Genomic DNA, 21373 nt, shown 5'->3' with positions numbered 1-21373 from the left:
AAGGCCAGGCCAGCGGCGGTCAGGGCGGTCTTACGGATCAGATCGGTACGCATGATGGCGTGCTCCTCTGCCTGTCGGGGGTACACGACACACCCGGGGGGCGTGCCGCACGTGCAAAGCGGGGGAGAGTCGTGGGGGTTCTTGCCCGGCGGCCACCGGGGCCGGCGTCGGGGAAGGGTGTAACGGTGCGGGGCGGCGGCTCATTCCCGCCTGGCTCCCGGCTTGTGGTGCTCGGGGGTGCTGAGGTGTGTGACCGGCCGGGTCGGCGGGTCATTCCGCCTGGCTTCGGCTTGTCGTGCTCCCGGGTTGGGTAACCGGCCGGGCCGGCGGGTCACTCCGCCTGGCTTCCGGCTCTGTCGCGCCTCCCGGGGTGGTAATCGGCCGGGCCGGCGCTCCGCCAGCTGGCGGCGGGTGGTCCGGGGGATGTAACCGGGGCGGCCTGTCGGGTGTTCCCGGCGGCTGCCGCGCCCCACGACCCGAAGTCGCGGCGGCATGCCAGGTATAACGACCCCGCCCGGCCCACGATTCCGCCGCCAGGGTGGCGCCGGCCACGGGACGACATCCGCCACCTGCGTCAGGCGGGCAGGGCCCGAACCAAACAGATAAATCGCCCATAAGGCGGCACGTGTCGCGGTGCACCGGTTGAGACAAGGCGGCACATGTCGCGGTGACCGGTTGCGACAGGCGGCACCTGTCGCGGTGACCGGTTGCGCGGCTGGATGGGGACCGGAGGCCCCCGCGAACGCGGGTCGCTCAGCGGGCGGCGATGTCGGTCTGGGGCATGTCGTGCTGGGTGGGGATGGTGGGGATGGTGGGGGTGGTCGGCCAGGTGATTTCGGGCGCGCGGTGGAAGGTGATGCCGGCGGTCGCCCAGCGCGGGCCCTGACCGGCCAGCCGGTCACGGAAGTCGGCCCAGTCGTGGGTCTCCCGGCTGGACCAGCCCAGCTCGGCGATGGCGGGGAGCCGGGGCAGGAGCAGGAACTCGATGTCGGCCAGCGAGGTGACCGATTCGGTCCAGAGCGGGGCCTCCACACCGAGGACGGCCTCGGCCGGTACGCCTGCGACGTGCGTGCCCGGGTCCCAGTCGTACGCCTTTCGTACGTCGATCAGGCCGGCCCAGTCGTGCCCGATCGGGGTGTCCGGGGCGTACTTCATGTCCAGGTAGGCATGGTTGCCGGGGGAGAGGATCAGCCGGGCGCCCTGACGTACAGCTTCGGCGGTGGTGGGGTCGGCACCGGCGGTGCCCCACCACTGCAGGACCCGGCCGTCGAGGTGGGCGGCCGGTGCGAGCTGGTGCCAGCCCACGACGGTCTTACCGAGGTCGGCCACGATGCGCTGGACCCGCTCGACGAAACCGGTGTAGACCTCGCCGGTGACCTTGAACGCCTCGTCGCCGCCGATGTGCAGCCACGGCCCGGGGGTGAGCGCGGCCACCTCCCCCAGCACGTCGGCGATGAAGTCGTACGTCCGCTCGTCGGTCGGGTCGACGTAGCTGAAACCGACCTCGGTGCCGGTGTACGGCGGTGGTGCGAGCTTGTCCGGTGCCAGTTCGGGGTACGCGACCAGCGCCGCGTTGGTGTGGCCGGGGAGGTCGATCTCCGGGACGACGGTGATGTGCCGGGCCGCCGCGTACGAGACGATCTGCGCGTAGTCGGCCTTCGTGTAGTGCCCGCCGGGGCCGCCGCCGACCTCGGTCGCCCCGCCGACGGTGGTCAGCCTCGGCCAGGAGTCGACGGCGATCCGCCAGCCCTGGTCGTCGGTGAGGTGTAGGTGCAGGTGGTTGAGCTTGTAGCGGGCCAGGTGGTCGATGACCCGCAGTACGTCCTCGACGGCGAAGAAGTGCCGCGCTACGTCGAGCATCGCGCCCCGGTACGGGAACCGGGGTGCGTCGGTGATCGTCCCGCCGGGCAGCGCCCAGTGCGCGGCGACCGGGGTCGGGCTCTCGATCGCCGGCGGCAACAGTTGGCGCAGGGTCTGCACGCCGTGCAGGAGGCCGGTGGCGGTGACGGCGGTGAGGCGTACCCCGTCGGGGGTTATGTCGAGCCGGTAGCCCTCAGCGCCGAGATGGGCGGTCTCGTCCAGCAGCAGCGCGATGCCCCCGACCGCCCCCGGCCCGGCGGCCTCGGCGACCGGCAGCGGGTGGGCGGCGGCCTCGGTGACCGGCAGCGGGTAGCCGGTGGCCGGGCGCAGCAGCTCGGCGAGGTGCTCGGCGACGGCCAGCGCGGCCGGGTGGGCGCTGACCACGATCGCCGCTTCGGCCGGCAGCACCCAGTCCGCTGTCGGGTCGGGCTGGACCTGCTCAGGGGCGGGCACGACGTCGGAGAGCCGGTGCGGGGTCGCCGCGGTGAGCACCGTGACCGCGGTCTGCTCGGCAGTGCGGGCCAGCGTGGCCGCGTCCGGCTCCCGGACCGGCAGTGGCGTGGGGGAGGGGGTGGTCGACACGGCGGCGACTCCGGGGTGTATTCGCGTCGGTTATGGCAAAAGCGACGTTCACCGGCTGGCGTGCCATCCAGCGTACGGCGGTCGGCCGGGATGCGTGATGGTGCGCATGGAAGCGTTCCCAAAAACTGGTACGAACACGGATAGTCGTGATGGCTGTGCCAATTGTCACCGAACGGTCCCAGGTCGCTCGATGTTCGCTTAACCTTCGCCCACCGATCGGCGTCGACCCGGGATTACCGGTGGTCCGCTGCGGGGTAGAAGAAAACTGAACCTTCGTTAAGTGTCAATCCGGCGCGTGTGTTGTGGAGGCTCTGGTGGCAGCGCAAGAGACCGTCGATCACAAGTACGTCTACGACTTCTCTGAAGGAAACAAGGATCTCAAGGACCTGCTCGGCGGCAAGGGGGCCAACCTCGCCGAGATGACGAACCTCGGTCTGCCCGTGCCCCCCGGCTTCACCATCACCACCGAGGCCTGCCAGGCGTACCTCACGACCGGGCGGGAGCCCGACGGACTCGCCGGTCAGATCGAGAAGCACCTGGAGTCACTGGAGAGCGCCATGGGCAAGCGCCTCGGCGACCCGCAGGACCCCCTGCTGGTGTCCGTACGCTCCGGCGCGAAGTTCTCCATGCCCGGCATGATGGAGACCGTCCTCAACGTCGGCCTCAACGACCAGAGCGTGGTCGGACTCTCCGCCCAGGCGGGCGGGAACGACAGGTTCGCCTGGGACTCCTACCGCCGCCTCATCCAGATGTTTGGCAAGACCGTCTGCGAGGTGCCGGGCGAGGAGTTCGAGCACGCCCTCGACGAGGCCAAGAACGCCAAGGGCACCTCCAACGACCTGGATCTGGACGCCGACGACCTGCGGCGGCTGGTCGACGCGTACAAGAAGATCTTCGTGAAGCACACCGGTCGGGAGTTCCCGCAGCAGCCGCGTGAACAGCTCGACCTGGCCATCCGGGCGGTCTTCGAGTCGTGGAACGCCGAGCGCGCGGTCCTCTACCGCCGCCAGGAGCGCATCCCGGCCGACCTCGGCACCGCGGTCAACGTGGTGAGCATGGTCTTCGGCAACCTCGGCCCCGACTCCGGCACCGGCGTCGCGTTCACCCGCGACCCGGGCAGCGGGGCGCAGGGCATCTACGGCGACTACCTGGCCAACGCGCAGGGCGAGGACGTCGTCGCCGGCATCCGCAACACGGTGCCGTTGCAGGAGCTGGAGCAGCTCGACAAGTCCTCCTACGACGAGCTGCTCGGCATCATGGCCCGGCTGGAGGAGCACTACAAGGACCTCTGCGACATCGAGTTCACCATCGAGCGCGGCAAGCTGTGGATGTTGCAGACCCGGGTCGGCAAGCGTACGGCCGCCGCCGCGTTCGTCATCGCCGGCCAACTCGTCGACGAGGGTCTGATCGACCTGGACGAGGCGCTGCACCGGGTCAACGGCGCGCAGCTGGCCCAGCTGATGTTCCCCCGCTTCCAGCTCGACCACGAGTTCCAGCCGGTCGCCAAGGGCATCGGCGCGTCGCCCGGCGCGGCGTCCGGCACCGTGGTCTTCACCTCCGCGCGGGCCGTCGAGCTGGCCGCCGAGGGCAGGTCGGTGATCCTGGTCCGCCGGGAGACCAACCCGGACGACCTGAACGGCATGATCGCCGCCAAGGGCATCCTGACCTCGCGTGGCGGCAAGACCAGCCACGCGGCGGTGGTGGCCCGGGGCATGGGCAAGACCTGCGTCTCCGGCGCCGACGAGATCGACGTGAACGTGCCGGCGAAACGCTTCACCGTGGCCGGGCAGACCGTCAACGAGGGTGACGTCGTGTCCATCGACGGCACCACCGGCAAGGTCTACCTCGGCGAGGTGCCGGTCATGCCGTCCGAGGTCGTGCAGTACTTCGAGGGCAGCCTCGACCCCGAGCACATCGACAACGCGCTGGTCCGGGCCGTACACCGGATCATGACGCACGCCGACGGCAAGCGGCGGCTCGCGGTCCGCACGAACGCCGACACCGGCGCGGACGCGGCCCGGGCGCGACGCTTCGGCGCCGAGGGCATCGGGTTGTGCCGCACCGAGCACATGTTCCTCGGTGACCGGCGGGAGCTGGTCGAGCGGCTGATCCTGGCCCGCGCCCCGGGCGAGCGGGAGGCGGCGCTGGAGGCGCTGCTGCCGTTGCAGCGGGCCGACTTCGAGGAGATCTTCCGCGAGATGGACGGGCTACCCGTCACGGTGCGCCTGATCGACCCGCCGCTGCACGAGTTCCTGCCTCCGTTGGAGCAGCTCGCGGTCAACGTGGCGGTCGCGCAGGAGCGCGGCGAGGACGTCGCCAAGGAGGAGGCCCTGCTCGCCGCCGTCCGGCGGATGCACGAGGAGAACCCGATGCTCGGGCTGCGGGGCGTGCGCCTCGGCCTGGTCATCCCCGGCCTGTTCGCGATGCAGGTGCGGGCCATCGCCGAGGCGGCCGTCACCTGCGCCCGTCAGGGTCGGGTCGCCAAGCCGGAGATCATGGTGCCGCTGGTCGGTGCCGTGCAGGAGCTGGAGACGGTCCGCGCCGAGGCCGAGAAGATCATCGCGGAGGTGGTCGGGGACAGCGGGGTCGAGGTGCTGATCGGCACCATGATCGAGGTGCCCCGGGCGGCGCTGACCGCCGGGCAGATCGCCGAGGCGGCCGAGTTCTTCTCCTTCGGCACCAACGACCTGACCCAGATGGGCTGGGGTTTCTCCCGCGACGACGTCGAGGGCGCGTTCTTCTGGCGCTACCTGGAGCTGGGCATCTTCGGCATCTCACCGTTCGAGTCGATCGACCGCGACGGCGTCGGCCGGCTGGTGCGGATCGCCGCCGAGGAGGGCCGGGCCGCCCGGCCCGGGCTGAAGCTCGGCGTCTGCGGTGAGCACGGCGGCGACCCGGACTCGGTGCACTTCTTCCACGAGGTCGGCCTGGACTACGTGTCCTGCTCGCCGTTCCGGGTGCCGGTGGCCCGGCTCGAGGCGGGCCGGGCGGTCGTGGAGACCGGCGGGTCGGACAGCCGCTGACGCGGGCCGGTGGCGGCCGGGGTCACCCGGTCGCCGCCGGCGGTCAGATCGGCGGGCGACGCCAGGTGGGTCGGGACGAGCGACGCAGCTGCGTCGGCAGGGTCGCCATCGGGGTACGCACGGCCAGCGGCGCGTGCGCGTCCGGAGCGGGGGCGGCGACGGTCGACCCCCTGAGGCGGGTGTCCCACAACGAGCCGGCCCGGTGGGCCACCGCCCGGGCCTCCTCGTGCAGCGCCTCCAGGTCCTGGGTGGACGACGCGGTGACCAGGGTCAGCAGCGCGGTGCGCCCGGCCGGGTAGGTCACCACGCAGCCGGCTGTGGTGCGGAGCACCGACTCGCGGAACTCGCCCCGCCGGACGGTGTCGGCCACCCGGTGACCGAGCCCGAAACTGGCCGCGGCGAGTGCGGCGAGGTGGGTGGCGTCGGTGCTCGGCAGGTCGCTGGAGATGAGCAGCCCGTCGGTGCCGGCCAGCACGGTGCCGGTGACGTCCGGCCGGCGTCGGCGCAGCCCGCGTAGTTCCGTACCCATCACCGCGTCTGCGTCCACGAGACTCTCCCCTTACCGGTCGGGCTCCGCGCGTCGGTCGACTGGTCACGTTCCGCGCTGGGAACGCTACCGGCGGCCACCTCCGTCCGCGAGCCCGTGACCCTCGGCGATCGGTCGACAACTGCCGGCCAATCGGCGGTTGTGGACCCGGCGTCGATGCGTCGTGGGCAGGCCGAACGGTCGTGGCGGGCGTAATCTTGGCTCCTCGCACACGGCCGACTGCGTACGCCGTCGAGGGGGAAGGGTGACTGCATGACCAGCGTCTGGGAGAGCCTGACCGTCGACGCCCGTGATCCGGCCCGACTGGCCCGCTGGTGGGCCGAGGCGCTCGGCTATCAGGTCGTCACCGAGAAGCCCGACGAGGTGGAGATCCGCCAGTCCGCCGACCGCCTGCCCGGCCTGGTCTTCGTGCCGGCTGCCGACGGCAAGGACCGCAAGAACCGGCTGCACCTGGATCTGCGGCCCGCCGACCGGGAGGCCGAGGTCGAGCGCCTGGTCGACATGGGCGCCCGGCACGTCGACATCGGCCAGGGCGACGTCGACTGGACGGTGCTGGCCGACCCGGAGGGCAACGAGTTCTGCGTGCTCCGTGAGCGCGAGGAGTGAGCCCGCTGCGGCGGACGCCCGGCTGATCCCCGAGCCGCCGAAGGACACCGGGCACCGCCGGTCGCCGTACGAGCGTGACCGGGCCCGGGTGCTGCACTCGGCGGCGTTCCGCCGGTTGGCCACCAAGACCCAGGTGCACACCGCCGGCACCGACGACTTCCTGCGTACCCGGCTGACCCACTCGCTGGAGGTGGCGCAGATCGCCCGGGAGATGGGTGCCCGGCTGGGGTGTGACCCGGACGTGGTGGACGTCGCGGGGTTGGCCCACGACCTCGGGCATCCGCCGTTCGGGCACAACGGGGAGGCGGCGCTGGATCTGCTCGCCACGCCCTGCGGCGGTTTCGAGGGCAACGCGCAGACGCTGCGGGTGCTGACCCGCCTGGAGGCGAAGGTGCTCGCCCCGGACGGCTCGTCCGCCGGTCTGAACCTGACCCGGGCGTCGCTGGACGCGATCGGTAAGTATCCGTGGCCGCGCCGAGCCGGGCAGCGCAAGTTCGGGGTGTACGCCGACGACACGGCGGTCTTCGACTGGATCCGGGCGGGTGCGCCGGGGGAGCGGCGCTGCCTGGAGGCCCAGGTGATGGACTGGGCCGACGACGTCGCGTACTCGGTGCACGACGTGGAGGACGGCGTGCACGGCGGGTACGTCACGTTGCGTCCGCTGCTCGACGACGGCGACGAGCGGGCCGCGCTCTGCGCCGACGTGGCGGCGACGTACTCGGGGGAGTCGGCAGGCGACCTGGCGGAGGTGCTTGTGGCGTTGCTGGCCGATCCGCTGCTCGCACCGCTCGCCGGGTACGACGGCAGCCAGCGCGCCCAGGTGGCGTTGAAGGCCACGACCAGCGGGTTGACGGGTCGGTTCGTGTCGGCGGCGGTCGCCGCGACCGAGGAGCGTTCCGGCCCCGGCCCGCATCGCCGTTACGCCGCCGATCTGGTGGTGCCGCGCCTGGCCCGGGCGCAGTGCGCCCTGCTCAAGGGCATCGCGTTGCGCTACGTGATGCGCCGTACGGGCTTTCGGGGCCGTTACGAGCGGCAGCGCACGATGTTGGCGGAGGTGGTGGCGGCGCTGCTTCGGCGGGCGCCGGACGGGCTGGATCCGGTCTTCGCGCCGCTGTGGCGGGCCGCTCCCGACGACGCGGCCCGGCTGCGGGTGGTGATCGACCAGGTCGCCTCGCTCACCGACCCGGCGGCGGTGACGTGGCACACCCGTCTGGTGGGGGACGGCACGCCGGCGACTTAGGATAACCTAACAACATGACGGTCACCTCGGTCCAGGTGCTGCGCACCGAGCGACCCACCCCGCACGTGATCCGGCTCGTCCTCGGTGGGGACGCGCTCGCCGACCTGCCTGTCGGGGAGTTCACCGACCACTACATCAAGCTGGTCTTCCCACAGCCGGGTGTGGTCTATCCGCAGCCTATGGACATGGCGGTGATCCGTCGGGACCTGCCCCGGGAGCAGTGGCCCCGGCTGCGCGCGTACACCGTGCGGCGGTGGGATCCGCTTGCCGAGGAGTTGACTGTGGACGTGGTGCACCACGGCGACGAGGGGCTCGCCGGCCCGTGGGCCGCCGCGTTGCGCCCCGGCGACCCGGTGCACTTCATCGGCCCCGGCGGGGCGTACGCGCCGAGCCCGGACGCGGACTGGCACCTGCTGGTCGGTGACGAGAGCGCGTTGCCGGCGATCGCCGCGGCCCTGGAGCGGCTGCCGTTGGGCGCTCCGGCGCACGTGTTCGTGGAGATCGCCGACCCGGCCGAGGAGCAGAAGCTGCTCAGTCCCGGCGCGGTCCAGCTCACCTGGCTGCACCGGGGGGCGGCGCCGGTGGGCGCCGCACTGGTGGCGGCGGTACGCGAGTTGGAGTTCCCGCCCGGCCAGGTGCACGCCTTCGTGCACGGTGAGGCGACGTTCGTCCGTGAGCTGCGCCGGCTGCTGCGCGCCGAGCGGGGTGTGCCCGCCGACCGGCTCTCCATCTCCGGTTACTGGCGGCGCGGTATGGACGACGAGGGTTGGCGCTCCACCAAGGCCGACTGGAACCGCCAGGTGGCGGCCGAGGAGGCGACGGCGGCCTGAGCGCCGGTCAGGGGTCGGTCTCCTGGCTGTCGGCGGTGAGCCGGCGGGTGAGCAGCACGGCGTATCCGGCGATCACCAGCGCCAGCAGGACCAGCAGGAGTCGTGGTTCGCTGACCGTCGCGGCGACCACGCTCGTCGCGACGATCCCGTAGCCGGTGATCGCCAGCCGGGCGGCGCTCGGCCGGCTCCACAGCCAGTACAACACCAGCCCGCAGAGCATCCAGACCAGCACGGAGGCGGCCAGCACCACCCGCACCTCCAGCGGCAGCCGCGCCGCGTCGTCGTCGACCAGCCGGACCACCTGCCCGAGCGCCCAGCCGAGCAGCAGCAGCGCACCGTCCAGCGGAAGGTGCAGATAGCTGTAGGCCTGCCCGCCGCGCAGCCGGGTCTGCAACAGGCGGGTGGTGACGAACGTGGTGTAGACCCACCAGACGGCCGCCGGCACCAGGAACGCCACCCCGGCGGTGGCGATCATGTACGGGTCCGGATGGTCGGGCACCGCGAAGAGCAGGCTGGCCAGGGCGCTGCCCAGGACGATGATGGTGAACTGCCCGATCCGCTCCGGCAGGTGCCGGTTGTCCACCGGCCACCGGTCCAGCCAGCGCCGCCCGACCCAGGGGGTGGCCAGCTCGATGGCCATGGCGACGACCCACAGCACCGGGCGGGCCGTGGCGGGGGCCGCCAGCGAGGCCAGCCAGATCAGCCAGCCCGTACCGAAGCCGGTCAGGTACACCGACGTCACCGTGCGGGCCATCGGGCTGGTCGGCCGGGCCCGCAGGTACAGCAGGAGCAGCACGCCCCGCACGATCAGGTATCCGACCGGCAGGAGCACGCTCTCGGGTACCTCGTCGACGCCGAGCGTCATGGCGCCCGCGCCGATCAGCGCGACGAGCACCAGGATGCGGTGCGGGGCGTCGTCCGGGTCGAACCGGGTGTCGTAGTAGACCTGCCCCACCCACGCCCACTGGACCACCACGAAGAGGCCGAGCACGGCCAGCACCTCCGTCGGCGCCGGCGTCGGGTCGCTGCCCAACCTGGCCACCACGGCGGCCAGCGCGTACACGAAGATGAGGTCGAGGAAGAGTTCCAGCCAGGTGGCGTGCCGGTGCCCGTCCTCGTCCGCCCGGGGTTCGGCGCCGCGCAGCCCGAGCCGGCCGGTCAGCCGGCCCGGCCAGTGGACACCGTCGGTGCGTACCCTGCGCATCTGGTCATGCTCCCCGGGCGGCCCGGGCCCACGGGCGGAAACCGGCGAGCCGCGGCGGTGGTCGCCACACCGGCGTCCCCCGGCGGGCACGTCGTCGGTCCGGCAGGGCAGGATGTACGCCGAGGGGGTGGCGCATGGCTGGGCGGATCCGGGACGAGGACATCGCACTGGTCCGGGAACGCACCTCGATCGGGGATGTGATCTCCGAGACGGTCACCCTGAAATCCGCCGGTGGCGGCAACCTCAAGGGGCTGTGCCCGTTCCACGACGAGAAGAGCCCGTCGTTCAACGTGTCTCCGGCCCGCAACGTCTGGTACTGCTTCGGCTGCGGCGCGGGCGGCGACGCGATCAAGTTCCTGATGGACGCCGAGCATCTCAGCTTCGTCGAGTCCGTCGAGCGGTTGGCGGGCCGCGCCGGCATCCAGCTGCGCTACGTCCAGGACGACGGGAACACGCCGCGTCCCCGCCCTCAGCAGGGTCAGCGTCAGCGTCTGGTGGCCGCGCACGCCGCCGCTGTCGAGTTCTACCGGGCGCAGCTCAGCACCGCCGGCGCCCGCCCGGCGCGCGAGTTCCTGGCGCAGCGGGGCTTCGACCGGGCCGCCGCCGAGCGCTACGGCTGCGGCTTCGCCCCCGAGGGCTGGGATCCGCTCACCAAGCACCTGCGCCAGCAGGGCTTCACCCACCAGGAGCTGGTGACGGCCGGGCTGTCCAGGGAGTCGCGCTCCGGGACGCTCATCGACAGGTTCCGGCGCCGGCTGCTCTGGCCGATCCGGGACCTCACCGGCGATGTGATCGGCTTCGGGGCGCGCAAGCTCTTCGACGACGACGACGGTCCGAAGTACCTGAACACCCCCGAGACGCCGATCTACAAGAAGTCGCACGTGCTCTACGGCATCGACCAGGCCAAACGGGAGATCGCCAAGCAGGGCCGGGCGGTGATCGTCGAGGGGTACACCGACGTGATGGCCTGCCACCTGGCCGGGGTGACCACGGCGGTGGCGACGTGCGGCACCGCGTTCGGCGCGGACCACATCGGCGTGCTGCGCCGGCTCCTGCTGGACACCGACTCGGTGGCCGGCGAGATCATCTTCACCTTCGACGGGGACGCCGCCGGGCAGAAGGCCGCGCTGCGCGCCTTCTCCGACGACCAGCGCTTCGTGGGCCGGACGTTCATCGCGGTCAGCCCCGACAACATGGACCCGTGCGAGCTGCGACTCGCCAAGGGTGACCTGGCGGTGCGCGACCTGGTGGCCCGGCGTGAGCCGCTCGTCGACTTCGCGCTGCGGCACGAGCTGAGCCGCTTCGACCTGGACACGGTCGACGGCCGGGTCGAGGCGATGCGCCGGGCCGCGCCGCTGGTCGCGCAACTGAAGGACCGGGAGAAGCGCCCCGAGTACGTCCGCAAGCTCGCCATGGACCTCGGCATGGAGATCGAGCCGGTGCAGCGCGCGGTGCTCGCCGCCGCGAACACCCCGCCGGCCGTCGGCCGGGACGCCGCGACCCCCGCCCGACCCGCCCAGGCCCGACCGGAGCCGGCGGTGGACAGCCCGCAGTCGATGGTCGAACGGGAGGCGCTGAAGCTGGCCCTGCAACAGCCGGTGCTGGCCGGGCCGATGTTCGACACGGTCGAGGACACCGAGTACCGCCACCCGGTGCACGTGGCGGTGCGTACGGCCATCGCGGCGGCCGGTGGGGCCGTGTCGGCGACCGGCGGCGCGGTCTGGATCGAGAAGGTCCGCGACTCCTGTGCCGACCTGGCCGCGGCGGCGCTCGTCGGTGAGCTGGCGGTGGAGCCGCTGCGGATCGACGGCGAACCGGACCCGCGCTACGTGTCGATCACCATGGCGCGGGTGCAGTTCGGGTCGGTGACCGCCCGCATCCAGGAACTCAAGTCCCGGATCCAACGGATCAACCCGGTCAACAACAAGGACGACTACTTCGCCGCCTTCGGCGAGCTGCTGTCACTGGAGCAGCACGCCCGGGCGTTGCGCGAGCAGGCCGCGGGAGGGCTGTGAGATGGGGTTGTTCAGCCGCAAACCGAAGCTGCCCCCGGCCAACCGGCCTCCGCTGGCAGCCGACGAGCGGGTGCTCGCCTGGGCAGCCGCGGGCAACGGCGAGGGCGACGGGGTCGTCGTGGCCAGCAACCTCGGCCTTTGGCTGCCCGGCCGGGGCCACCGCCTCGGCTGGCACGACATCCTCAAGGCCGTGTGGTCGGGTCGGGAGTTGACTGTCACGCCCGCCGAACCCGTCGCCGAGCGCGACTCGTACGCGCTGGTCGTCGACGGACCCGCCGAGACGTACCTGCTGCTCGACCCGGGTGAGCTGCCGCACCAGGTACGGGCACGGGTGACCCGCTCGGTCGCCTACACCGAACACCACCGGGTGCCCGGCGGCGCGGCGCGGGTCGCGGCCCGGCGGGTGGCCGGGCGCGACGGTCTGACCTGGACCGTCCGGCTCGACCCCGGCACCCCGGCGGACGACGACACCCTGCTCACCGAGACCGACCGTCTGGTCGCCGTGGCCTGCGCCGCCACCGCGCCGGCCGACTGACCGACCGTCAGCTCGCGCCGAGATCCTTCAACGCCTTGTCGGCGCCCCGGTGCAGCGGCACCGGGAGGGTCCGACGGGCCCTCTCCAGCGAGATCCCCTTGGCCGCCGGGTTGGCCTGGGCCAGGACGTCACGCTTGTCGAACACCGTCCGGGTGATCGCGCAGGCGACGTTGGCGTCCAGGTCCTTGCGCACCAGCAGCACGTTCGGCACGACGATGGTGGGCGTGTCGGCCGCCGTCCGGTACACGTCCCGCCCGATCGTGCCGGACTGGTAGCCGGGGCTCAGCGCGGCCATCTTCGGCAGCAGGGACGCGAGTTCGACGAACGTCACGGTGTCGCCGGCGGTGGTGAACAGGTCGGTCAGGCCACCCGTGGGCAGGCCTCCGGACCAGAAGAGCCCGTCGATACTGCCGTCCTTGATGCCCTCGACCGTCTTGGTGAGGTCGAGCCGCTGCGCCCGGACGTCCTTGGCCGGGTCGAGGCCCGCGGCCTCCAGCAGCCGGTTGGCGATCACCTCGGTGCCGGACTTCGGGGAGCCGGTGGAGATCCGCTTGCCGCGCATGCCGGCGACCGAGGTGATCCCGGAATCCTTGCGGACCACCACCTGCGTGTAGTTGTCGTAGATGCGCGCCAGCGCCTCGACCGGCTGCGGCGCGGTGAAGTTGTCCTTGCCCTCGACCGCGTTGACTGCCGTGTCGAACAGCGAGAACGCCACGTCGTACTGGCCGCTGACGAGCTGTTCGACGTTCTGCACCGAGGCGCCGGTCTCGGCGGCGGTGCCGGTGAGCTTGCCGCCGGTCGCCCCGGACAGCTGCCCGGCCAGGGCGTTGCCGATGGGGTAGTACACGCCCGTCGCGTTGCCGGTGGCGATGCCGACGCGGGTCTCCCGGCCCACCTCGCAGGTCACCTCGCTGGACGCGTCGTCCTTGGCGGCGCCGCCCTGCTGACCTCCGCAGCCCGTGGCGCCGGTCGTGATGAGGGCGAGCACGCTCAGGCCGGCGGCGAGCCGTACGTCGATTCGTCTCACAGTTTCTCCTCCACGGGACTGGCTGGTGATCCGGCTGACGGTCGGCCGGCGGTGGCACGTCTGACGAACACGCCGGCCGCCGCGACGGCGGCCAGTGCGACGCCGACCGTGACCGGGACGGGTTCGAGCCAGAGCAGGGTGACGCCGGCGAGGGCGCCGAGCACGCGCTCCGGGGGACCGGCGGGGCCGACGCCGGGCAACCAGCCACCGGCGGCGACGGCGAGCACCGCCACGCTCAGGGCGGTCACCACGGCGGCGACGGCGATCCGTCCCACGCCCCCGATGCCGAGCAGCCCCAGCCCCGCGGGGGTGATGACGAAGGCGATCGGGGTGAGGTAGGCCGGCAGCGCGTACCGCAGGGTCTGCCACATGGTCGGCACCAGACGGCCGCCGGTGATGGCGGCGGCGGCCACCGAGGCGAGCGCGGTCGGTGGGGACACCTCGGACAGCACCGCGAAGTAGAAGACGAACATCGCCGCGGCGGGCGCGGTCACCCCGAGGTCGAGAAGGGCCGGGCCGACGATCACCCAGCCGATCACGAACGAGGCGGTGACCGGCACGGCCAGGCCCAGCAGGGTGAGGGCGACGGCTGCGAGCAGGGCGGTGAGCACAAGCACGAGGGTCGGGTCCGAGGTGGCCGCCTTCGCCCCGCCAACCAGCAGCGCCGCCGCCTGCGGCCCGAGACCGGTCTTCGTGGTGGTCGCCGTGATGATGCCGGCGGCGGCGCAGACGGCGGTGACCGCGAGCACCCCGCGTACGCCGGTGACGAGCGCGGTCACCAGCCGGGCGGGGGTGAGTCGGTTGGCTCGGTCCAAAAAGGACAGCGCGGCCGCCAGGACTGTGGCGAAGACGACGGCCCGCGTCGCGGACACGCCGACGGCGAGCAGCACGACGATGGCGATCAGCGAGGCGAAGTGGTAACCGAACCGGGCGATCATGCGCCACGGCGAACCGACGTCGATCACCACCGGGCGTACGCCGGAGCGGCGGGCGTCGATCTCCACGGAGAGCAGGATGCCGAGGTAGTAGAGCACCGTCGGCACGGTGGCCCAGCCCAGCACCCGGAGGTAGGAGACGCCCAGGTACTCGGCGATGATGAACGCCGCCGCGCCCAGGGTGGGTGGTGACAGGATCGCGCCGACCCCGGCGGCGGCCAGCATGCCGCCGGCGCGCTCCGGGGGATAGCCGGCGCGGCGCAGCAGCGGCCAGGTGACAGCGCCGATGCTCACCGTCGTCGCCGCGCCGGAGCCGGAGACGGTGCCGAGCAGGAAGCCGGACGCGACCGCCGTGCGGCCGGCGGCGGTACGCGACCGGCGGAACGCCGCCGCCGACAACTCGACGAAGAACCGTCCGGCCCCGGACAGCTCCAGCACCGCGCCGTAGATGGTGAACAGCACGATGTACGAGGCGGCCACGTCCAGCGGGGTGCCGTAGAAGCCGCTGTCGGAGTTGTAGAACGCGTCGACGAGTTGGCTGAAGTCGAGCCCGGCGTGGGCGACCGGCCAGGACTGCGGCAGCAGCCCGCCGTAGTAGCCGTACCCGAGGAACAGCAGGCAGACGGCGGGCAGGATCCAGCCGGTGGTGCGCCGGCACGCTTCGAGCAGCAGGAGCAGCAGGACGGTGCCCAGCACCAGGTCAGTCGGCGCCAGCAGGCCCTGCCGGTCGAGGAAGGCGTTGTAGCCCCCGCCGCCCCCGCCCAGCGGGATCGGCAGGACCGGGTAGAGGCAGGCGGCCACCGCCAGGGCGGCCAGGGCCATGTCCGGCACGGTGGGCCGCGTCGACGTCGGCGGCGCGTCGACGCGGTCCTCGTCGTGCCGTCGGGCGCGCAGGCGGGCCGGCAGCCGCAGGCCGGCCGGGTAGGCGAGGAAGACGAGCGGGAGTACGCCGGCCAGGAAGAGGATCAGGTAGAACTTGCTGCCCTGCGACAGCGGGCGGAACACCTGCCAGAGGGCGAGCGCACCGACCACCAGCGCCGTCGCCGTGAGGAGCAACCCCGCCGGACCGGACAGCACACGGCCCGGCTTCTCGTCCTCGAACTGGGCGGCCAGGTCCTGCGTCGCCCGCTCGGCGGCCGAACGGTTGTCGTCGTCGCGGCGTCCGGTCGGGTCGACACCGAGGCCTGTCCTGTCGGCGCTTGTGGGCGACACAGAGGGGCACGATACACGTCGATCGGTCGGGTGGTGGGGGCATCGAACGGCGTTTCGGCGTGCGCGGCGCGGGCGGTCGTCGTACCCGCGTATTTGCCTTCAGGGATGTCGGGCCGGGCGGTTAGGGTCGGGCCGTGACTTCGGGGCGACCACTGATTCAGGCTCGGGGGCTGGTGAAGCGGTTCGGCGACTTCACGGCCGTGGACGGCATCGACGTCGAGGTGCGCTCGGGTGAGGCGTTCGGCTTCCTCGGGCCCAACGGCGCCGGCAAGTCCTCCACCATGCGGATGGTCGGTTGCATCTCCCCGCCCACCGGCGGTGAGCTGCGCATCCTCGGCATGGATCCGGTGGCTGACGGGCCGGCGATCAGGGCGCGGCTCGGCGTGTGCCCACAGTTGGACAATCTCGACCCGGAGCTGACCGTCCGGGAAAACCTGACCGTCTACGCCCGCTACTTCGGCATCGCGCGCCGGGCGGCGCGGGAGCGGGCCGACGAGCTGCTCGACTTCGTCCAGCTCAGCGAGCGGGCCGACAGCAAGGTCGAGCCGCTCTCCGGCGGGATGAAGCGCCGACTCACGATCGCCCGGGCGCTGGTCAACGATCCGGAGATCGTGCTGCTCGACGAGCCGACCACTGGCCTGGACCCGCAGGCGAGGCACCTGGTGTGGGAGCGGCTGTTCCGGCTCAAGCAGCAGGGCGTCACGCTTGTGCTCACCACGCACTACATGGACGAGGCCGAGCAGCTCTGCGACCGGCTGGTGGTGATGGACGGTGGGCGGATCGTGGCCGAGGGCTCACCCCGGGCGCTGATCGAGCGGCACTCCACCCGCGAGGTGGTCGAGCTGCGCTTCGCCGCCGAGTCGCAGGAGCCGTTCGCAGGCAAGCTCGACGGGCTGGGGCAGCGGGTCGAGGTGCTGCCCGACCGCGTGCTGCTCTACGTGCCCGACGGCGACGCGGCGGTCGCCGAGGTCGCCGCGTTGGGGCTCAACCCGGCCAACGTGCTGGTGCGGCGCAGCGGCCTGGAGGACGTCTTCCTGCACCTGACCGGCCGCACCCTGGTCGACTGACCGCCCCCCGTTGGCCGCCGCGCGACCGTCGCGTGATCGGTGTCCGCCGGGCTGGTGGTCGGCGTCGGCGCGGGAGCGCTGCTGCTCGGGTACGCCGTGCGGGCGTTGGTCCGCGCGTACCGGCCGCCCTGACCGGCGGGCGCCGTCCACGGGGAGTCGGCCTCAAGATCGTGCTCGAACATGGAGGTAGTGGCCTCCGGGCGACGACGAGGCCACTACTTCCCGGATCGAGCACGATCTTGGCAGTCCGGTGTGCTCGCGAACTGGCGTGCCCGCACCCCCACGCGACGGGCCGCAGCGTCCGATGTGGTGCGACCCGGGATGTGGGCGAGTTCGCGCGGCGGTTGCGCCGAAACCCGGGCGACACGTCGAGCGGGCCGCCGTAGGGTGGCCGACGGCCTGTCGTACCCCGGGGGTAGGAAGGGTCGGGACGGGGGTGGTCGTGATGGGTACGGCGGAGCGGGCGGCGTGGGTTCCATGGGTGCCGGCGTACGCGGTGTTCGAGCACTACCTGGTCGGTCTGCGGCGCACCTGGCGGGCGGGGGTGTTCTCCTCGTTCCTGCTGCCGGTGTTGACGGTTCTGGGCTTCGGGCTCGGTGTCGGCTCGTACATCGACCAGGGTGTCGGCGGGGTGCGTTACCTGGACTGGCTGGTCCCGGGGCTGATCGCCTCGACCGCCCTCCAGGTGACGGTCGGCGACTCGACCTGGCCGGTGTTCAGCAACTTCCGGTGGGTCAAGACCTACTTCGCGCAGGGTGCGTCGCCGCTGCGGGTGGGTGACATCCTGGCCGGGCACCTGGCCTTCGTGCTGTTCCGCGTGCTCACCACGATCGCGGCGTTCCTGCTGGTCACCGGCCTTTTCGGGGCGTTGCCGTCGGCGTGGGCGGTGGTCACCCTGCCGGTGGTGGCGCTGCTCGGGCTGGCGGTGGCCGCGCCCACCTTCGCGTACACGGCGGCGGTGTCCAGTGACAGTTGGCTCGCGATGCTGTTCCGGTTCGCGGTCATCCCGATGACGTTGTTCGCCGGGGTGTTCTTCCCCGTCGAGTCGCTGCCCGAGGCGTTGCGCTGGCTGGCGTACGCGACGCCGTTGTGGCACGCCGTCGACCTGTGCCGGGCCGCCACGCTCGGCGTCGCACCACAGTGGTCGGTCGTCGGGCACCTGCTCTACCTGGCCGCCTGGGCGGTCGCCGGGTGGCTGCTGGCGCTGCGCGCCTTCCGTCGCAAGCTCGTCGTCTAGGGAGGGTTCGTGCTCACGCTGGTCCTGCCCCGGCTGGTCGACGTCTCCGCCGCGTCCCGGCGGTCGGTGTCGGTGGTCGAACGCAACGTCGCGGCGCTGAAGTCGGTCTACTGGCTGCTGCTGCTCTCCGGCTTCGTGGAGCCGCTGCTCTACCTGCTCTCCATCGGTGTGGGTGTCGGGGCGCTGGTCGGCGACCTGCCGCTGCCCGACGGGCGACTGGTGTCGTACCCGGAGTTCGTGGCCCCGGCGATGCTCGCCTCCTCGGCGATGACCGGGGCGCTCGCGGAGACCACCTTCAACTTCTTCGGCAAGATGAAGTACATGAAGCTGTACGACGGGGTGATCGCCACCCCGGTACGGCCGTTCGAGATCGCACTCGGCGAGCTGGGTTGGGCGATGCTGCGGGGCAGCGCCTACTCGGCGGCGTTCCTGGCGGTGATGGTCGCGTTCGACCTGACCACGGTGGCCCGGGCGTTGACGGCGCTGCCGGCGGCGGTGCTTGTCGGGTTCGCGTTCGGCGCGCTCGGCATGGCGGTGTCCACCTTCATGCGCAGCTGGCAGGATTTCGACCTGATGGGTTCGGCCCAGTTCACCCTGTTCCTCTTCTCCGGCACGTTCGTGCCGGCGCAGGCCTACCCGACCCTGCTGCACTGGCTGGTCGAGGTCACCCCGCTGTACCGGTCGGTGCACCTGATCCGTGGCGTCGCCCTCGGCGTCGAGGGGTGGGCCTGGCTGCTGGACGTGCTCTACCTGGTGGTGATGATGGCGGTCGGCCTGCTTGTCGCGTCGCGGCGGATGGGCAGGTTGCTCTACCCGTAGGGGTTACGCGCCGTCGTCCACGGGGCATGTCGGAGGTGACACCACCGACAACGAGGAGGGGCGATGGCCTCGGACGAGTCTTCCGCCCACCGGGAGCGCGAGCGTGCCGACGCGAGCGCGCCGGTCGGACCCGACGCGGGTCCGGACAGCCCCACCGACCTGCCCGGCAGCGGCTGGAAGGCGGCGCTGCGCCGCACGGTCACCGAATTCCAGGACGACAGCCTGACCGACTGGGCGGCGGCGCTCACCTACTACGGGGTGTTGTCCATCTTCCCCGGCCTGCTGGTGTTGATCTCCATCCTCGGTCTGCTCGGTGAGAGTGCCACCAACGGCGTGCGGGACACCGTCAACCAGGCGGTGCCGAACGACAGCATCCAGAAGATCATCAACGACGCGATCGGCACGGCACAGGAAAACGGCGGCCTGGCCAGCATCGCCGCGATCATCGGTCTGGTGGCCGCGTTCTGGTCCGCGTCCGGTTACATCGGCGCGTTCATGCGCGCCTCGAACACCATCTACGACGTGCCGGAGGGCCGGCCGATCTGGAAGACGCTGCCGATCCGGCTCGGGGTGACCGCGGTGATCGGGGTGCTGCTGCTGGTCAGTGCGGTGATCGTGGTCTTCACCGGCCGTCTCGCCGAGGTGGTCGGGGATGTGGTCGGCCTCGGGTCGACCGCCGTCACGGTGTGGGACATCGCCAAGTGGCCGGTGCTGCTGATCCTGGTCAGTCTGATGTTCGCGATCCTGTACTGGGCCTCACCGAACGCCAGGCACGGCGGGTTCCGCTGGGTCAGCCCCGGCGGTGTGCTGGCCGTGGTGATCTGGCTGGTGATCTCCGGCCTGTTCGCCTTCTACGTGAGCAACTTCGGCTCGTACAACAAGACGTACGGGGCGCTGGCCGGTGTGATCATCTTCCTGGTCTGGCTCTGGCTGAGCAACATCGCGATCCTGCTGGGCGCCGAGTTCGACGCGGAGCTGGAGCGCAGCCGAGCCATCTCGGCCGGCCACCCGGTCGACGACGAGCCGTACGTCGAGCTGCGCGACGACCGCAAGCTCCGCAAGAAGCGCAACGCCGCTGGCGGTCGCTGACACGCACGGGCCGCCCCGCCACCGGACATCCGCTGGCGGGGCGGTTTCGTGTCCGTCGATGAAACCGCACGCGAGCGGTCGCGGGCGTCCCGTAACCCTTTCCTTGATCGACTAGTAGCTTTTGTTCTTTCGGACAAAAGTTGGGATCAGAACGGTTGAAGCTCTGGACAGGCGGTGCGGAACGCTCCTACTGTGTCGGACACAACACATCTGCATGACGTCGATGTGAACGAGTTCGATGATGAGGTGAGTCCCCGGTGCGGACCGTCGACCCCCTGCACGTCCGCCTGTTGCGGCTGCTCCGCGACGAAGGGGCCGTGTCCCGCGCCGAGCTGGGCGACCGACTCCAGATGCCCCGGCCCCGACTGCTGGCCGAGCTGGACCGCCTGGTCGCGCTGGGGTACGTCGCCGAGGCCGGCCTCGCCGCCAGCCGGGGCGGACGCCGCTCCACACTCGTCGAACTGAACCCGAACCTGCGCTTCGCCGCCGTCGACCTGGGCGCCAGCTCGATGGACGTCGAGGTGGTCAACGGCCGCCTCGAGCCGGTGGCGCACTACGCCGAGCCCGCCGACATCCGCAACGGCCCGAAGGTCACCCTGCAACGGGTCAACGAGCTGCTGCACAAGGCCCGGGTCGACGGGGCGTACGAGCGGTTGGACGCGGTCGGCATCGGCGTACCCGGGCCGGTCAGCTTCCGCGACGGCGTCCCGGTCTCGCCGCCGATCATGCCCGGCTGGGACCGGTTCCCGGTGCGCGAGCTGCTCAGCCGGGAGCACGGCTGCCCGGCGGTGGTCGACAACGACGTCAACATCATGGCGATCGGCGAGCGCCACGGCGGCGTCGCCCACTCGGTGGACGACTTCCTCTTCGTGAAGATCGGCACCGGCATCGGCTGCGGCATCTACCTCACCGGCGAGGTGTACCGGGGCACCGACGGCTGCGCCGGCGACATCGGCCACATCCAGGTCGACTCGCACGGCCCGATGTGCTCCTGCGGCAACATCGGCTGCCTGGAGGCGCTGTTCAGCGGCGCCGCACTGGCCAAGGACGCCACCGCCGCCGCGCGCAGCGGCGCGTCGCCGGCGCTTGCCGAGCGGATGACCCAGCGTGGCGTGGTCACCGCCCTGGACGTCGCCGAGGGCGCCGTCGAAGGCGACGTGACCTGCATCCAGCTCATCCGTGACGGCGGACGACGGGTCGGCGGCGTCCTCGCCGGCCTGGTCAGCTTCACCAACCCGTCGATGATCGTGATCGGCGGCGGGCTCGCCCAGCTCGGGCACATCCTGCTCGCCGAGATCCGCAGCGTGGTCTACCGCCGGTCCCTGCCCCTGGCCACCGGCAACCTGCCAGTCGTGCTGTCCGAGCTGGGCGGTCGCGCCGGTGTCGCCGGCGCGGCCGTACTGGCCAGCGACGTCGCCTTCGCGGAGGCCTCCTGATGCTGCCACCGACACACAGACAACCGTGAGCGAGGAGGAGACCGTGGCACTGCCCGAGGAGTCCGTCGCCACCGAGTCGGCCGAGGCCGGCGTCGAGGCGCCGCTGGTC

At 71.8% G+C, this 21373-nt stretch carries 15 protein-coding genes and 1 pseudogene; 11 read left to right on the top strand and 5 right to left on the bottom strand.

Annotated features, from left to right (window positions below; translation table 11 throughout):
• Positions 1–753: 753 nt before the first annotated feature.
• On the bottom strand, positions 754–2442 hold the full coding sequence (locus tag ABZS77_RS20760; protein ID WP_354825040.1) for a beta-N-acetylhexosaminidase: 1689 nt from the start codon (positions 2440–2442) through the stop codon (positions 754–756).
• Positions 2443–2756: 314 nt separating this feature from the next.
• On the opposite strand from ABZS77_RS20760, the gene ppdK reads away from it, so the two are divergent.
• Positions 2757–5465 (top strand): pyruvate, phosphate dikinase, encoded by a 2709-nt coding sequence (ppdK, locus tag ABZS77_RS20755; RefSeq protein WP_354825037.1) that lies wholly within the window; start codon positions 2757–2759, stop codon positions 5463–5465.
• Between the two features lie 43 nt (positions 5466–5508).
• Here the strand turns inward: ppdK and ABZS77_RS20750 are convergent, their stop codons facing one another.
• Complete coding sequence (locus ABZS77_RS20750; protein WP_354825034.1) at positions 5509–6012, bottom strand: roadblock/LC7 domain-containing protein; 504 nt, start codon at positions 6010–6012, stop codon at positions 5509–5511.
• A gap of 252 nt (positions 6013–6264) precedes the next feature.
• Between ABZS77_RS20750 and ABZS77_RS20745 the strand changes: the two genes are divergently transcribed.
• From ABZS77_RS20745 to ABZS77_RS20735, 3 genes are read left to right on the top strand one after another with little or no spacing between them, the layout of a single operon-like run.
• On the top strand, positions 6265–6618 hold the full coding sequence (locus ABZS77_RS20745; RefSeq protein WP_354825031.1) for a VOC family protein: 354 nt from the start codon (positions 6265–6267) through the stop codon (positions 6616–6618).
• Positions 6602–7858 (top strand): deoxyguanosinetriphosphate triphosphohydrolase, encoded by a 1257-nt coding sequence (locus tag ABZS77_RS20740; protein WP_354825028.1) that lies wholly within the window; start codon positions 6602–6604, stop codon positions 7856–7858. Before ABZS77_RS20745 ends, ABZS77_RS20740 begins: the two co-directional genes overlap by 17 nt.
• A gap of 14 nt (positions 7859–7872) precedes the next feature.
• On the top strand, positions 7873–8688 hold the full coding sequence (locus ABZS77_RS20735) for a siderophore-interacting protein (protein ID WP_354825025.1): 816 nt from the start codon (positions 7873–7875) through the stop codon (positions 8686–8688).
• A 7-nt stretch (positions 8689–8695) separates the two neighbouring features.
• Here the strand turns inward: ABZS77_RS20735 and ABZS77_RS20730 are convergent, their stop codons facing one another.
• Entirely contained in the window at positions 8696–9892 is a 1197-nt protein-coding gene (locus tag ABZS77_RS20730) for a low temperature requirement protein A (protein ID WP_354825022.1), read from the bottom strand.
• A 112-nt stretch (positions 9893–10004) separates the two neighbouring features.
• On the opposite strand from ABZS77_RS20730, the pseudogene dnaG reads away from it, so the two are divergent.
• Positions 10005–11907: pseudogene (gene dnaG, locus ABZS77_RS20725) on the top strand (DNA primase).
• A 1-nt stretch (position 11908) separates the two neighbouring features.
• Positions 11909–12442: a hypothetical protein gene (locus ABZS77_RS20720; RefSeq protein ID WP_354825019.1), complete on the top strand. Its 534-nt coding sequence runs from the start codon at positions 11909–11911 to the stop codon at positions 12440–12442.
• Positions 12443–12449: 7 nt separating this feature from the next.
• On the opposite strand, the gene ABZS77_RS20715 is transcribed toward ABZS77_RS20720, so the two are convergent.
• Entirely contained in the window at positions 12450–13469 is a 1020-nt protein-coding gene (locus ABZS77_RS20715) for a TAXI family TRAP transporter solute-binding subunit (RefSeq protein ID WP_354825016.1), read from the bottom strand.
• Entirely contained in the window at positions 13466–15517 is a 2052-nt protein-coding gene (locus ABZS77_RS20710; protein ID WP_354825066.1) for a TRAP transporter fused permease subunit, read from the bottom strand. The genes ABZS77_RS20715 and ABZS77_RS20710 overlap by 4 nt, the downstream gene beginning before the upstream one ends.
• Positions 15518–15750: 233 nt before the next feature.
• Between ABZS77_RS20710 and ABZS77_RS20705 the strand changes: the two genes are divergently transcribed.
• The 5 genes from ABZS77_RS20705 to ABZS77_RS20685 all read left to right on the top strand — a co-directional run bounded on the left by ABZS77_RS20705 (position 15751) and on the right by ABZS77_RS20685 (position 21264).
• Positions 15751–16683 carry an ABC transporter ATP-binding protein gene (locus ABZS77_RS20705; protein ID WP_354825013.1) on the top strand — a complete coding sequence of 311 codons (933 nt, stop codon included), beginning with the start codon at positions 15751–15753 and terminating at the stop codon, positions 16681–16683.
• 445 nt (positions 16684–17128) lie between these two features.
• Positions 17129–17920, top strand: coding sequence for an ABC transporter permease (locus tag ABZS77_RS20700; RefSeq protein ID WP_354825010.1), 792 nt, complete (start codon positions 17129–17131; stop codon positions 17918–17920).
• Positions 17921–17929: 9 nt separating this feature from the next.
• Entirely contained in the window at positions 17930–18739 is an 810-nt protein-coding gene (locus ABZS77_RS20695; RefSeq protein ID WP_354825007.1) for an ABC transporter permease, read from the top strand.
• Between the two features lie 63 nt (positions 18740–18802).
• Entirely contained in the window at positions 18803–19828 is a 1026-nt protein-coding gene (locus tag ABZS77_RS20690) for a YihY/virulence factor BrkB family protein (protein ID WP_354825004.1), read from the top strand.
• 257 nt (positions 19829–20085) lie between these two features.
• Entirely contained in the window at positions 20086–21264 is a 1179-nt protein-coding gene (locus ABZS77_RS20685; protein WP_354825001.1) for an ROK family protein, read from the top strand.
• The last annotated feature ends 109 nt before the right edge of the window (positions 21265–21373 follow it).

This window comes from Micromonospora sp. NPDC005298, from assembly GCF_040607375.1.
Taxonomy (GTDB): domain Bacteria; phylum Actinomycetota; class Actinomycetes; order Mycobacteriales; family Micromonosporaceae; genus Micromonospora.
The sequence above is the reverse complement of the archived record's forward strand: the minus strand, read 5'-3'. Positions and strand labels throughout refer to the sequence as shown.